At 53.6% G+C, this 13953-nt stretch carries 11 protein-coding genes; all 11 read right to left on the bottom strand.

The genetic code is table 11. The features are described 5' to 3' along the window. Positions 1 to 107: 107 nt before the first annotated feature. The 11 genes from galF to fcl all read right to left on the bottom strand — a co-directional run bounded on the left by galF (position 108) and on the right by fcl (position 13951). A complete protein-coding gene (gene galF, locus AB4H76_RS09195; protein ID WP_000183060.1) occupies positions 108 to 1001 on the bottom strand; it encodes a UTP--glucose-1-phosphate uridylyltransferase GalF in 894 nt (297 codons plus the stop codon). A gap of 174 nt (positions 1002 to 1175) precedes the next feature. After that, a complete protein-coding gene (gene wcaM, locus AB4H76_RS09190; protein WP_088537855.1) occupies positions 1176 to 2570 on the bottom strand; it encodes a colanic acid biosynthesis protein WcaM in 1395 nt (464 codons plus the stop codon). Between the two features lie 10 nt (positions 2571 to 2580). Further along, positions 2581 to 3801: a colanic acid biosynthesis glycosyltransferase WcaL gene (gene wcaL / locus AB4H76_RS09185; protein ID WP_088537854.1), complete on the bottom strand. Its 1221-nt coding sequence runs from the start codon at positions 3799 to 3801 to the stop codon at positions 2581 to 2583. Next, positions 3798 to 5078: a colanic acid biosynthesis pyruvyl transferase WcaK gene (gene wcaK, locus AB4H76_RS09180; RefSeq protein ID WP_088537944.1), complete on the bottom strand. Its 1281-nt coding sequence runs from the start codon at positions 5076 to 5078 to the stop codon at positions 3798 to 3800. Before wcaK ends, wcaL begins: the two co-directional genes overlap by 4 nt. 274 nt (positions 5079 to 5352) lie before the next feature. Beyond that, entirely contained in the window at positions 5353 to 6831 is a 1479-nt protein-coding gene (wzxC, locus tag AB4H76_RS09175; protein ID WP_088537853.1) for a colanic acid undecaprenyl disphosphate flippase WzxC, read from the bottom strand. Between the two features lies 1 nt (position 6832). After that, the gene (gene wcaJ, locus AB4H76_RS09170) at positions 6833 to 8227 is read right to left on the bottom strand and encodes an undecaprenyl-phosphate glucose phosphotransferase (RefSeq protein WP_032171526.1); all 1395 of its coding nucleotides are present in this window, start codon (positions 8225 to 8227) and stop codon (positions 6833 to 6835) included. Between the two features lie 54 nt (positions 8228 to 8281). Continuing rightward, positions 8282 to 9652, bottom strand: coding sequence for a colanic acid biosynthesis phosphomannomutase CpsG (gene cpsG, locus AB4H76_RS09165; protein ID WP_088537852.1), 1371 nt, complete (start codon positions 9650 to 9652; stop codon positions 8282 to 8284). 192 nt (positions 9653 to 9844) lie between these two features. After that, positions 9845 to 11281: a mannose-1-phosphate guanyltransferase gene (cpsB, locus tag AB4H76_RS09160; RefSeq protein ID WP_032195612.1), complete on the bottom strand. Its 1437-nt coding sequence runs from the start codon at positions 11279 to 11281 to the stop codon at positions 9845 to 9847. A 2-nt stretch (positions 11282 to 11283) separates the two neighbouring features. Then, the gene (gene wcaI, locus AB4H76_RS09155) at positions 11284 to 12507 is read right to left on the bottom strand and encodes a colanic acid biosynthesis fucosyltransferase WcaI (protein WP_088537851.1); all 1224 of its coding nucleotides are present in this window, start codon (positions 12505 to 12507) and stop codon (positions 11284 to 11286) included. Further along, a complete protein-coding gene (gene gmm / locus AB4H76_RS09150; RefSeq protein WP_000479841.1) occupies positions 12504 to 12983 on the bottom strand; it encodes a GDP-mannose mannosyl hydrolase in 480 nt (159 codons plus the stop codon). Before gmm ends, wcaI begins: the two co-directional genes overlap by 4 nt. A 2-nt stretch (positions 12984 to 12985) precedes the next feature. Beyond that, a complete protein-coding gene (gene fcl, locus AB4H76_RS09145; protein ID WP_000043615.1) occupies positions 12986 to 13951 on the bottom strand; it encodes a GDP-L-fucose synthase in 966 nt (321 codons plus the stop codon). Between the last annotated feature and the right edge of the window lie 2 nt (positions 13952 to 13953).

Raw genomic sequence — 13953 nt, 5'->3', positions numbered from 1 at the left:
GTTTATATAAAACAACGGCAGGAATATTCGCAACAAATTACTTTCGCCACGAATCTTCACTGCCGTTATAATTTTCTTATCAACCGTTACATCCGGTCAGATTTTCATTATTCGCTTAACAGCTTCTCAATCCCTTTACGGAACTTCGCCCCTTCTTTCAGGTTGCGTAGTCCATACTTCACAAATGCCTGCATATAACCCATTTTTTTACCGCAGTCATAGCTGTCACCTGTCATCAGCATGGCATCAACAGACTGTTTTTTCGCCAGTTCGGCAATGGCATCAGTCAGCTGAATACGTCCCCATGCACCTGGCTGAGTGCGTTCAAGTTCCGGCCAAATATCTGCAGAAAGCACATAGCGACCAACGGCCATGATGTCTGAGTCCAGCGTCTGCGGCTGATCCGGTTTTTCGATAAATTCAACAATGCGGCTGACTTTGCCTTCGCGATCCAGCGGTTCTTTGGTCTGAATGACGGAGTATTCAGAGAGGTCACCCGGCATACGTTTTGCCAGCACCTGGCTGCGGCCCGTTTCGTTGAAGCGCGCAATCATGGCAGCAAGGTTGTAACGCAGCGGATCGGCACTGGCGTCGTCGATCACAACGTCTGGCAGCACCACGACAAATGGGTTGTCACCAATGGCGGGTCGTGCACACAAAATGGAGTGGCCTAAACCTAAAGGTTCGCCCTGACGCACGTTCATAATGGTCACGCCCGGTGGACAGATGGACTGCACTTCCGCAAGCAGTTGACGCTTCACGCGCTGCTCAAGGAGAGATTCTAATTCATATGAGGTGTCGAAGTGGTTTTCGACCGCGTTCTTGGACGCGTGAGTTACCAGGAGGATTTCTTTGATCCCTGCAGCCACAATCTCGTCAACAATGTACTGAATCATTGGCTTGTCGACGATCGGTAGCATCTCTTTGGGAATCGCCTTAGTGGCAGGCAACATATGCATCCCAAGACCCGCTACAGGAATAACTGCTTTTAAATTCGTCATTATTTCATCCACCTGTAAAATGGTTGCTGAATTATAGCTTGTTCGATTTTTTTCGCCAGCATCAATTACCCTGAATTGATTACTGAATTACTTGTGATGTTACGCCGCTTCGTTGTGGATTGCAGTAGCATTGTTCCTAAGTATGGCTCCATTTTTCCAGGAATGGTCGCAAATCTACTCTCTCCGTTCCGGCAATCTAAAGTTAATCTTTTCCACATTAACAATATGGTGATTAATCCTGTCGATATCGACGGAGCTTTGCCCTCTTTCATTCACCGCATGAACATTTGCAAGAGACAGCAGTGTTTCTTTTTTCGCCATAAAGACGCCGCGAACGTCTTTGCGCATGTCGAAGTTCATGCTCAATGCGGGTCCAACTGAGGATTCCTGCATCACCTTGATATTACGCATAAAAAGATGTTGCGGTTTGTTGTGTAACTCCAGCGACGCACGCTTCATCTCAATGTTAGTCAGCGCCACAAAGGAGACAGCATTCCCGGCAGAGATTTGGATGCCGCGCAATTTATAAGCAAGGTGGGTGTTATCCAGTTGAATATTATTCACTCGGAAATTTTGCGGTATCGAGAGATATTTGCCTTTAATTACCCCATAGCCGATTAACATCCCGGCGCTATTAATCATTTCAATATTATCAATCACGAAATTGTCACAACCGTAAATAGCGACCGTGGCGTTATCAATACCTGCTTTCTTACTGAAATCCGGCGTGATATTGCGGGCTTTGATATTACGAATAACAAAATGTTTACCATTTTCAACATGGATCAACTGTCGACAATCCGATCCCGTGATATTCGCCACGACAAAGTTTTTCACTGCCTGGTCTTCCGGGTAGTTATTATCATAAGTACTCCCCGCAAGGCCTATGCCGATGCCCCAGTTGATTTTGCCGTTGGTACAGTTGATGCGCTCAATGACATGGTCAGATATCAAAATATCACTGTCGTTAATTGCCACGTTCCATTCAATGGCGTCGCCTTGTAAGTCGCTGAACTTACAGTTGGTGATGTTGGCACCGATAATCTGGTTATGAAATCCCTGGCGTAAGATGGCGTAATTAGCGTGGCTAACGGTCAGGTTATCGATGGTCAGGTTGTGCATGAGCCGTTTGTTTTTGCCGCCGATATAAATCTGCGTTACCGGGCCAAAGCCGCTCATCGCCAGCCCTTTGATGGTGCAGTCAGAGCCGCGCACATCCAGGGTGATGTTATGCATACTGCCGCCCTCCTCCCCTGTCACCTGGCTGCCGTCCTGTAAGACAAATCGCCCTCTGCCATTGCCGCGCAGGCTTCCAAGGATGTGTAACGTTTTACCTGCAGGAATGAAGATGCCGGTGTTGATATTGTCACAAACCAATCCGGCAGGCACGACGACCGTTTGCCCTTCACTAAAAGCCTGTTTAAATGAGGCGATCCAGTCGTGCGGATTGTAATCGTTGATATTAACGCTTGATCGGGCAGGAAGTGCGCGGGCGACGGGGGTATGGAGGAAAGCAAGCGCCGAGCTTGCCGTCAGGAAGGTGCGTCGGGAGAGTTTTTTAAATGGCATGCGTTCTCCTCTATAAAGCTTGCAGCAAGCTGGCGAGTTCTCGATTAATCACCTGCTGGTTAAAATCGTGTTCGACTTTTTCGCGCGCACGTTTGATAACCGGAGCCAGTTCGTCGGTGTCCAGTTGGCTAAATGCCGCCAGACGTTGTGCCAGTGCGCGAGCATCGTTCTCAGGCACCAGCCAGCCGGATTTGTCAGCCTCCACCAGTTCCGGTATTCCGCTATGCAGAGTAGAAACCACCGGAATGCCGACCGCCATCGCTTCCATCAGCGCCACCGGAATGCCTTCCATATCGCCGTCCGCACCTGTAACCGATGGCAACAGGAAGACATCCGCGTCGTCGAGCATCGCCTTCACTTCATGGCTCGGTTTAAAGCCCGGCATCTCTATCACATCTTCCAGTTGATATTGTTCGATGAGGGTGCGCAGGCGTCGTTCCCACGGGCCAATGCCGAGGATGCGGTAGCGAAATGCCACGCCCTGCTCTTTCAACTGACGGCAGGCTTCAATCGCCACATGCAGACCTTTTTTCTCGGTTAAGCGTGCGACGGAGATGATTTCCAGCGGTATTGCGGGCGCTTTCACCGGACGCGGGCTAAAGCGCGTCATGTCCACGCCCATGCGCGATACAGCGATTTTTTCCCTCGGGCAGCCCATTTTTTGCAGCCTCCCGGCCCACAGATCGCTTATCGGTAGCATCAGGTCGCCACGGCGGAACAGTTGCTGATATTCGGGAGTGTAGTGGTTGAGCACTTCCCGACTGGAGATATCAATACCGTGGAAGATAGTGGCAATTTTGCCGCGAATGACACCCAGTTCCCGTAGTTTTGCTGCGGTTACCCCCGCAGGGCCAAAATGAGCGATAAAGACATCGGCATGAAACGGTGTTGCGACCTGGCCGCAAATGGCAGACAAAATCAGGTTCCGCGACTCGGCACCATAGCGTTTGAAGTTGAGCGCCTGCCAGGTATTTTTGCGATGAATGCCGCGTAAGGTCTGGCTGGCACGGTGGCGCAGCTTCGCCACTTTGCCCGTAGGTTCGTCCTGTAACCAGCGGGTTCTGGCGGCAAGGTTGTATTTCGTCCAGGCCGCGTGGGTGTTTTGTGTGTCGCCTTTTTGCAGCGCGACAATCTCCACCTCAAATCCCATATCAATAAACGCAGTGATTTGGTTAAGGACGAAGGTTTCTGACGACAGCGGAAATTTCAGTAAAAAGAAGCCGACCTTCATTTCGCCTCCCCGATGCGCTCAAGCATAGACTGCACCATCTGCATTCCTGTCTGACGCTCGCGACTGACGGCTTCGTTAAGTCGTGCGTTCAGCGCCGGAAGCTGACCTAAGGTATCCGCAACCATCGCTTGCAGGCTGCCGTCCAGTAAATGACGGATATCAATCGCCATCTCTGGCAGTCCCAGCTGCTGCATAATCCCGGCGGATTTATGTTCATAGTTAATGGCAATCGCCGGAGTGGCAAAGTTCATTGAGATAATGGCGGAGTGCAGGCGCGTACCGACGGTGAGTTCACAGGCCCCCAGAATTTTGCCCATTTCCAGATCGTTAAGTTCATCCATCACTACGTGGTAACGGGCAGGATCGCTGATGTGCTGACGCAAGTTGAGCGCCACCATGCGGTCGTCTTTGTTATAGCTGTCGATGCCCGTACAGGTGGAGAGCGCAATGACCTGATAGCCTTCGTCGAGAATGCGATTGACCACCCCGGCAAAGGCTTTTTCATACGCTTGTTGAGTGGTGCCGAGACGTTTGTCGAACGGTGCCAGTTCGCGCAGGGTAATTGCCACCGTTTTCTGTTGTGCGGCAACGTTCAGCCAGTGTTGAACGGCATAGCTGGCGGTGAAATCTTCTGTGTGGTGATCGACCAGCCACGCGGTATCGACGCCATGCTCCACTTTTGCAGTGGTGATATTGCTGCGTTTCATTAGATCGAGGCTAACCGACTCGCGCAGGATCAGCGCGTCACAGTGACCGAAAACGTAGTTCGCCAGTTGGTTAAATTGCTCATCCTGGAAGGGGCCGACGCTGTGACCAATCATAAACAGCGGCTTTTTCGCCATAAATGTGCAAAGCGCATGTTCAAACTGCGGCACGCCATAGAGATCTACAAAAAACGATCCGCCGACCTGAATAATGGCGTCGTAATCTGACAGCAGGCGCACGAAGTCGGTGAATCCCTGGGCGATGGCGATATTACGCAGCTTGCCAGTGTCGGTGACGCGTGAGAGCAATACCTGATGCTGGTAGCGGCGACGGAGGACTTTTTTAACGCGCCCGACAACGCCCGCCGCGCTATTGTGTTGTTTCATTTGCAGGAACAGCGGATCGCCCATTACCGGGCGGTTGAGCAGCCAGGAAGAACTGACCGGATAGCGGCTCATCACGTCCACTTCGGCATGTGGATTGAGGATGTTGATGGCATCAAGTAAGCCGCGCAAGATGGCGCTGTCGCCACGATTGCCGCAAGTGTGGTTGCCCAGAATAAGTAATTTCATTTTTTCCTCATAAATTTGATGCCAGGTGAAGCTGTGTTTGTTGTTTTCGTTGCCGCTTTTGCCTGATGCGACGCTGGCGCGTCTTATCAGGCCTACAAGACCCGAGCACAGAACCGTAGGCCGGATAAGGCGTTCACGCCGCATCCGGCATTCAGTGCCTGATGCGACGCTGACGCGTCTTATCAGGCCTACAGGTCCCGAGCACAGAACCGTAGGACGGATAAGGCGTTTTACACCGCATCCGGCAACCGTTGCCGGAACCGAAAACAACAACTCACCCCGCCCGTAAAAGCATTTTCATTTTTTCGCTGCGACAAAACTGACGCTTCATTTCCACCACCAGCGGATGGCGCGACAGCACAATCATCACTACAAACGCCAGCACGCCCGCGGCTATTTGCACCGCCAGCAGCATCCCCAGCGCCAGTTGCCCTTTCAGCACAATGCCCAGCGCATAACTGACCACCAGCGTCGGCAGCGAGAGATAAAACGGTAGCCATAAACTCAGGATGTACTGGCGATAACTGGAACCGAGCACCGGTTTAATCATCACGAAGTAACTCAGAATGGTGTTGATAATCTGCACCAGCAGGAAACCGAGCGTGACGCCGATTGCGCCCGCCATCTGCCCACCTATAACAATCGCCGGAATAAACAGAAAGGTTTTGAATATGTTGAATTTAAAGCTGATATCGACCCGCGCTTTCGCCATCAGCAGCGAACCAATCGGGTTCCCCACTGAGCGCAGCAGCCCCACCACACACAGCAATTGCAGCACCGGAATAATGCTGCTCCACTTCTCACCAAAGACCAGCGGTACAAAGTTATTCGACACCACCATCAGCCCGAGCAGCGCCGGAAAGTTGATAATGCCCACCACCGACAGCAGCTTGTAGAAGTTGACGCGCAGCTTTTCGGTGTCGTCCTGAATTTTGGCAAATGCCGGAAACAACACGCGGGTGATGATTGGGTTCAGCTTCATCGGCGGCACAACGGCCACGTTGTACGCCAGGTTGTATCCCCCTGCCACGCCCGCGCCGAGAATACGCGCCAGCACCAGCGTTGAAAGGTTGGTGTTGAGATAGTTGATTATGCTGTCCGCCGTCAGCCAGGCACCAAAGCGTAAGTTCGGTGCCACCGACGCCAGCGAGAAATGCAGACCAGGGCGATAAATTTTGCGGCCAAAGTAGCCAAACAGCAGCGTTCTTACCGCACTATTGACCAGATAACCGAGGATCGCGGTCATCGCCAGCGGCCAGAAATGGGCGCTAACCACCGTAAAAGTGAAACCCGCCAGCACCGCGCTGGTTTCGATCATGCCGATTTTGTTGAACTCCAGCTCTTTTTGCATCAACGCGCGGAACTGTTGCCCGTGGGGGATCACCACAAACGCCAGCGACAATGTTTTAATCAACGGTGCCAGGTCCGGGTTATTCAGCACGTCGCCGATGAGATCACTCAACAAAAACACCGCCACACACACCACAAGCCCCAGCCCGACGTTCAGCCAGTACAGCGTGGTGAGTTCAAGGTGGCTGATTTCTTTTCGCTGAATAATCGAGTTAGCGATACCGAAGTCAGAAAGCGTATCTGCCAGCGCGATGATCACCAGCGACACGGTAAGCAAACCGAACTGGTGGTTGTCGATAATCCGCGCCAGCACGGTCATCTGTACCAGCCCGAGGCCGATGATGATCACCGTAGCAATCGCCGACCACTTCGCGCCGCTGATGGTTTTTTCACGTAAGCTCATATCAATATGCCGCTTTGTTAACGAAGCCTTTGAATACCGTCAGGAAAACGATTTTGATATCGAACCAGACGCTCCATTCGCGGATGTACTCAAGGTCGAACTCGACGCGTTTTTCCATTTTCTCCAGTGTGTCGGTTTCGCCGCGCCAGCCATTAATCTGCGCCCAGCCGGTAATGCCCGGTTTCACTTTATGGCGCAGCATGTAGCCTTCAATGAGCTGGCGATACTGTTCGTTATGCGCCACCGCGTGCGGACGTGGCCCCACAATCGACATCCCGCCGGTCAGCACATTGATAAACTGCGGCAATTCATCCAGCGAGGTGCGGCGCAGAAAATTCCCCACTTTGGTGACGCGCGGATCGTTCTGCGTCGCCTGAGTCACCACTTTGTCGTTCTCCATCACTTTCATCGAACGGAACTTCCACACTTTGATCGGCTTGCCATCCATGCCGTAGCGAGTCTGGCGGAAAATAACCGGCCCTGGTGAACTGAGTTTTACCGCCAGCGCAATGCAACACAGCACCGGGGAGATCAGCAGCAGGATAAGCGTCGCCAGCACAATGTCTTCCGCACGTTTGAGCAGGCGGTTAACCCCGGAAAGCGGCGTGTCATACAGCGGCACCACCGGTACGCCGTTCATCTCTTCGATACGTGAATGGAGAATGTTGAAGGTAAAGACGTCGGGGATCAGCAGCACCGAACAGGTGGTGTCCGCCAATTGATGGACCAGTTTTTTCACTCGCGCGCCGTCGCACATTTGCATCGCGATATAGACGTTATGAATCTTGCCCGCTTTCGCATCCTCGACCAGCTGTTGCAGATTGCCCGCCCAGTCGTTAGAAACGCCACCCGGTTTCGGGTCGTGGTAAACGCCCACCACTTCAAACCCTAACCACGGCTGATTACGGAAGCTCTCAAGCAGCATTTGTCCGGCGGCTAAATCCCCCGCCACCGCGACCATCCGCTTGTTATAGCCATGATTACGCAGCCAGCCCGCGCCAATGCGAATACATGAACGGCAAACCACCAGTCCGATGCTGGTCAGCCCATACCACGCCAGCCAGATTTTCAGTTGCGTATCGAAATCATTGTTGAACGCCACCAGTCCGGCGCTGAAAATCACGCTTAAGGTCCAGTTTTGTAGCAGCAGGGCAAATTCTGTCGCTGCCCGAACACCGCGCCATGAGCGATAAAAATCGGTGATGCCGCCCAGCATCTGGAACACCACCAGCGTAATCAACGCCACCAACAGGTGCATGTAGAGGAATGACAGTCCGCTGACTTCGCAAACCAGCCATAGTCCGGCAAACATGATGGTGATATCTGAAAAGCGTTGCACCATAGAGATTAACGATGCATTGGTTTTCGCTCGCTCGCGCTTTTTTAGATTTGTCATCGTTGTTCCTGTTATTAGCCCCTTACCCGCAATGGGGTAAGGGAAGATCCGACATTACTCGTTCAGCAACGCCAGCAGAGTTCGCGTTCGCGCTTCCATCAGCGGCACATCACCGCGCGATTCCACATTCAGGCGCACCACCGGTTCGGTGTTGGAGGTGCGCAGGTTAAAGCGCCAGTCGGCAAAGGTCATGCTGATGCCATCGGTGCGATCCACCGCCAGCGCCTCACGGCTAAAATGCTGTTCCACGCGGTTAATCGCCTCAACGGGTTGCGCCAGTTTGCTGTTGATCTCACCGCTTGCCGGAAACGCCGCCATCCGGTCGCGTACCAGTTCGCCCAGCGTTTTCTCTTTCAGGCACACCAGTTCGGCGACCAGCAGCCACGGGATCATGCCGCTGTCGCAGTAAGCGAAATCACGGAAGTAATGGTGGGCGCTCATTTCGCCACCGTAGATGGCGTCTTCCTTGCGCATCCGTTCTTTAATAAAGGCGTGTCCGGTTTTCGACATTACCGGAGTGCCGCCCGCGGCGGTCACCACATCAACGGTGTTCCAGGAGAGACGTGGATCGTGGATGATCTTCGCGCCGGGATTTTTTTCGAGGAACGCTTCTGCCAGCAGGCCGACAATGTAGTAGCCCTCGATAAACTGCCCTTTTTCGTCAAACAGAAAACAGCGGTCAAAATCGCCATCAAAGGCAATGCCCATATCCGCGCCGTGTTTGATGACCGCATTGCGGGTATCGTCGCGACATTCTGGCAGCAGCGGGTTAGGAATACCGTTGGGGAAATTGCCGTCGGGCGTGTTGTGCACTTTGATGAATTCCACGGGCGCGCCGAGGGCTTTAAAGCGGGCTTCGATGGCGTCCACCACCGGACCTGCTGCGCCGTTTCCGGAGTTGATCACAAGTTTCAGCGGAGTAAGGTTTTTGACATTGATATAACCGAACAGGTGATCAACGTAAGCGTCACGCAGATTGATTTGCTGATAGCGACCGCGTTTGGTTTCATCAACGGGAGGGAAGTCGTTGGCTTCTGCCAGAAGCTGGACATCGCGCAGTCCGGTATCACCGCTGATCGGGCGAGCCCCTTCGCGCACGAGTTTCATGCCGTTGTAATCCATCGGGTTATGGCTGGCGGTAACTTCAATGCCGCCATCCACGCCGAGATGGAACGTGGCGAAATAGATCTCTTCGGTGCCGGACATACCAATATCCAGCACATCGACGCCCGCATCCTGTAAACCTTTCGCCAGCGCCAGTTTTAAGGTTTCGCTGGTGAGGCGGACATCACCGCCTAATACAATGGTTTTCGGTTTGAGAAATTCGCCATAGGCACGCCCAATGCGCCAGGCAATATCTTCATTCAGTTCTTCGCCTAATTTCCCGCGAATATCATAGGCTTTAAAGCAGGTTAATTTTTTCATATCGTTACCCTTTTTCAGGCAATAGTTGGCCCTGACCGAAGCGGCCAATTTTATTTTTGTCGTTATTTACACCGCGGTTTCGCATTCATTGCCTGATGCGACGCTGCCGCGTCTTATCAGGCCTACAAAACCGAACCGTAGGTTGGATAAGGCGTTCACGCCGCATCCGACAAACAGCGCCTGATGCGACGTTTACACCCGTCCGTAGCGATCCGCGAAGCGCACCACATCATCCTCTTCGAGATAAGAGCCGGAGCGCACTTCAATTAAATCGAGCGGAATTTTCCCCGGGTTTTCCAGGCAGTGCGTCGCCCCCAGCGGAATATAAATGGACTCGTTTTCACCAAGCAGTTTGATATCACCGTCAATAGTGACTTTTGCCGTTCCCGCGACAACCACCCAGTGTTCCGCGCGGTGATGATGCATCTGTACCGACAAGCCTTCGCCCGGTTTCACGGTGATGCGTTTCACCTGGTAGCGGTCGCCCGCGTCGATAGAGTCATATTTGCCCCACGGACGATAGACTTCGCGATGCACCCGATGCTCATGGCGACCATCGGCTTTGATCTGCTCGACCACTTTTTTCACATCCTGCACCGCGTTACGGTCAGCAATCAGCACCGCATCTTTGGTCTGCACTACCACCAAATCTTTCACCCCGACGGTGGTGACCAGGCCAGATTCGGCGTACACATAGCTGTTTTCAGTTTTGTGATTAATCACATCGCCGTGGCAAACATTGCCCTCGGCGGTGTGGGCGCTGATCTCCCATAAAGAGGACCAGGAACCGACATCACTCCAGCCCGCATCCATCGGCACCACAACGGCATCTGCCGTACGTTCCATGACCGCGTAATCCACCGACTCTTCCGGGCAGGCGAGAAACGCTTCTTCATCCACACGAATAAAATCGAGATCCGGATCGACGGCGCTCATCGCTTTTTCACAGGCATCGAGAATATCCGGACGATATTTTTTCAGTTCTTCGAGATAGCGTCCGGCGCGGAACAGGAACATACCGCTGTTCCAGTAATATTCGCCGCTTGCCACATAGGCCTGCGCGGTTTCCAGATTTGGTTTTTCGACAAACTGCGCCACTTCAAAGGCCACCGTATCCTGCTCACCCGCAGACACTTCACCGCGACGAATATAGCCATATCCGGTTTCAGGTAGATCCGGCACAATGCCGAAGGTCACCAGCTTGCCTGCTTCGGCATACGGCATGGCGTTACGCACGGCGGTGCGGAACGCGTCTTCGTCGGCAATCACATGATCCGCTGCCAGCACCAGCATTAATGGGTCGTTCTCCGGGCTATGACGTTTTGCCGCCAGCGCCGCCAGCGCAATGGCCGGTGCAGTGTTACGCCCTGCCGGTTCGAGAATAATGTTCTCGGTGAGTTTGTTCAGTTGACGCAGCTGTTCCGCGACAATAAAGCGGTGCTGCTCATTGCAAATCACCACCGGGCTTTCGCACTCCACGCCGTTCAGGCGGCAGATGGTGGTTTGCAGCATGGTGAGATCGCCTTTCAGGCATAAAAACTGCTTGGGGTAAAGTACGCGGGAAAGCGGCCATAAGCGGCTACCGGAGCCACCTGCCATCACAACTGGATAGAGTTTCGACTGCGCCATAATTATCCCCGAATATCATTTATAAATTGACGTAACACGTTCTCTTTATCGAGCGTGCGTTCGGCATATTCACGTGCCACCGTGTTGTGTTTGGGCAGCAGGAGCGCCTGACGAATCCCCGCCACCAGCGCCTCGACCGATTCCGGTTCTACGCAAACCGCAATGCCCGGAAAGGTTTCGCAAAGCTGCCCCAGTTCTGTGTGGGCTTCTGCGGTAATCACCGCGTTACCGCCTACCGCCAGAATATTGGTCAGTTTCGACGGCAATACGGCATCTGCCGCGCCGCGTTTTTGCACCACCAGATGGCAATCGCCCATCTTCAGCAGTGCGGGTAAAGCGTCATACGATTGCAGCGGGAAAAATTGCATGTTGCGCAGTCCACGCTGCTGCGCCATTTTTTCCAGCCGCGCTTTGCCGCCGCCCTGCCCGACAATGGCAAAAATCAGCGGTTCATCGCGCAGGCGATCGGCAGCTTCAATAACGTTTTCCAGCCCCTGCTTTTCACCAATATTGCCGGAGTAAAGAATGATTTTTTTGTTATCCGGCAGGCCAAGCTGGTTACGAAGGGCATCAACATCGGCGTCTGCAACATGCTGAAAACTGGCGATTTCCGACCAGTTGGGGAAGAAAATGATGTTATCCGCCGCCACGCCTTTTTCGATGGCTTTATTCATCATCGAACGCGAAATCGTGGAGACGTTATCGACGTTATGCAGTCCGCTACGTTCGAACGCCGTTGCCAGCTGTGCCACTTTGCCGCCTTTGCCTTTTCCGGCAAGGCCCAGCCCCAGCATGGCGTCCACTTCGTAATCCTGAATATGCAGCACGGTACGCGCGCCAGAGAGTTTCGCCAGCAGACGCATTCCCGGCGTGCAAAACAGCGTTGGCACTACGCCGATAATGCGCTCCGGCTTCCAGCGACGTTGCGCCATCAGCGGGAAAAAACTGCTGACGGCAAAACTGCCGAGATGCAACAGGCGTTTCAGGGTGCTCGGCTGTTTTGGCACATACAGCGGGCAGCGCCACACCGTGGCGGCCCCCTCTTCTCGTTTGTAGCGCCAGGCGGAATAGTTCTCGCCCACCTGCCATTGCGGGTAGTAAGGCGGTGCGGTAATGACCCGCACCTCATGACCTTGTGCCGCCAGCCATTCCACCATCTCGCCGGTGTATTTGCCGATGCCGGTTAACTCCGGCGAGTAGTTAATGCCGTAGACCAGTATTTTCATAATCCGGGTACTCCGGTACGCTTCTCAGCGAGAAAATAGGCGCGGCTGTTAGCATGAACATTATCACTGGCGAGCAGCGCGTCCGACGTCAGCCAGCGGTAATCGTCATGCTGCTCATCCGGCAGTAACAGCTCTTCTTCCGCTACCGTGAAGCGAAAACCGAGCACCACATAGTGAGTGGTGAAATCCGTGCCAGAGAAGTTATCGTCATAAAAGTGCTGCCAGACACCGTAAAACTGGCCTGCTGTTATCGGCAGACGCAGCCCCAGTTCCGCCATCGTCAGCCGCTCAAATGCGGCCTCCAGCGTTTCGTCTTTCTGCACGCGCCCTCCCGGCACAAACCAGTAACCCTGCGCCGGGCGGTTGGTTCTTTTGCCAAGCAGAAACTCGCCGCGACTGTTCTCGACAATAAAGTCGAGAGAGACAAGCGGGGTGGAGCGCACTACCGTGGCAAAGTCTTCCTGACGTAAAAACATCATTACCCCCGAAAGCGGTCTTGATTCTCAAGGAACCACTGGTAAGTGCTGGCAAGCCCCGCTTCCAGTGAGATTTCGTGATACCAGCCAAGCTGATGCAGGCGCGTCACATCAAGCAGTTTGCGCGGCGTACCATCCGGTTTGCTGGCATCAAAAACCACCCGACCTTTGTAACCCACCACTTTGGCGATGGTTTGCGCCAGCTCGCGGATAGTGCAGTCAACGCCCGTACCGACGTTAATGTGCGACAGCATCGGCTGGGTGTTCTCCAGCCAGACTTCGTGCGCCAGCTCCATGACATGAATGCTCGCCGCCGCCATATCATCGACGTGCAGGAATTCACGCATCGGTGTACCGCTGCCCCATACCACCACGTCCGGTGCATTCTGTGCCGTCGCCTCGTGGAAGCGACGCAGCAATGCTGGGATCACATGCGAGTTACTCGGGTGGAAATTGTCATGCGGGCCATACAGGTTGGTCGGCATGACTGAGCGGTAATCGCGTCCATACTGGCGGTTGTAAGATTCGCACAGTTTGATCCCGGCGATTTTGGCAATGGCGTAAGGCTCGTTGGTCGGCTCCAGCGTGCCCTGCAATAACTCGCTTTCTGCCATCGGCTGTTTTGCCAGTTTCGGGTAGATACAGGACGATCCGAGAAACAGCAGTTTGTTCACGTCGTTCTGATGCGCGGCGTGAATGATGTTGCTCTCAATCATCATGTTCTGATAGATGAAATCCGCCGGATAGGTATTGTTGGCAACAATGCCGCCCACTTTCGCCGCCGCCAGATAGACCTGGTCAATGCTTTCGCTGGCAAAGAAATCATGCACCGCGCGGCTGTCCAGCAGGTTCAGTTCATCGCGGGTGCGTAATACCAGCTCCACATCACCGCGCTGTTCGAGCTGCCGCCTGATGGCGGAACCGACCATCCCGCGATGGCCAGCAATAAAAATGCGTTGTTTACTCATGC

Origin of the sequence: Escherichia sp. UTM R2, assembly GCF_048593455.1 — a bacterium.
Classification (GTDB): Bacteria; Pseudomonadota; Gammaproteobacteria; order Enterobacterales; family Enterobacteriaceae; genus Escherichia; species Escherichia coli.
The sequence above is the reverse complement of the archived record's forward strand: the minus strand, read 5'-3'. Positions and strand labels throughout refer to the sequence as shown.

Coding starts and splice junctions, on each gene's coding strand:
- wcaJ (WP_032171526.1), bottom strand. CDS start 8,227: ATGACAAATCTAAAAAAGCGCGAGCGAGCGAAAACCAATGCATCGTTA.
- cpsG (WP_088537852.1), bottom strand. CDS start 9,652: ATGAAAAAATTAACCTGCTTTAAAGCCTATGATATTCGCGGGAAATTA.
- wzxC (WP_088537853.1), bottom strand. CDS start 6,831: ATGAGCTTACGTGAAAAAACCATCAGCGGCGCGAAGTGGTCGGCGATT.
- wcaK (WP_088537944.1), bottom strand. CDS start 5,078: ATGAAATTACTTATTCTGGGCAACCACACTTGCGGCAATCGTGGCGAC.
- wcaM (WP_088537855.1), bottom strand. CDS start 2,570: ATGCCATTTAAAAAACTCTCCCGACGCACCTTCCTGACGGCAAGCTCG.
- galF (WP_000183060.1), bottom strand. CDS start 1,001: ATGACGAATTTAAAAGCAGTTATTCCTGTAGCGGGTCTTGGGATGCAT.
- wcaL (WP_088537854.1), bottom strand. CDS start 3,801: ATGAAGGTCGGCTTCTTTTTACTGAAATTTCCGCTGTCGTCAGAAACC.
- fcl (WP_000043615.1), bottom strand. CDS start 13,951: ATGAGTAAACAACGCATTTTTATTGCTGGCCATCGCGGGATGGTCGGT.
- gmm (WP_000479841.1), bottom strand. CDS start 12,983: ATGTTTTTACGTCAGGAAGACTTTGCCACGGTAGTGCGCTCCACCCCG.
- wcaI (WP_088537851.1), bottom strand. CDS start 12,507: ATGAAAATACTGGTCTACGGCATTAACTACTCGCCGGAGTTAACCGGC.
- cpsB (WP_032195612.1), bottom strand. CDS start 11,281: ATGGCGCAGTCGAAACTCTATCCAGTTGTGATGGCAGGTGGCTCCGGT.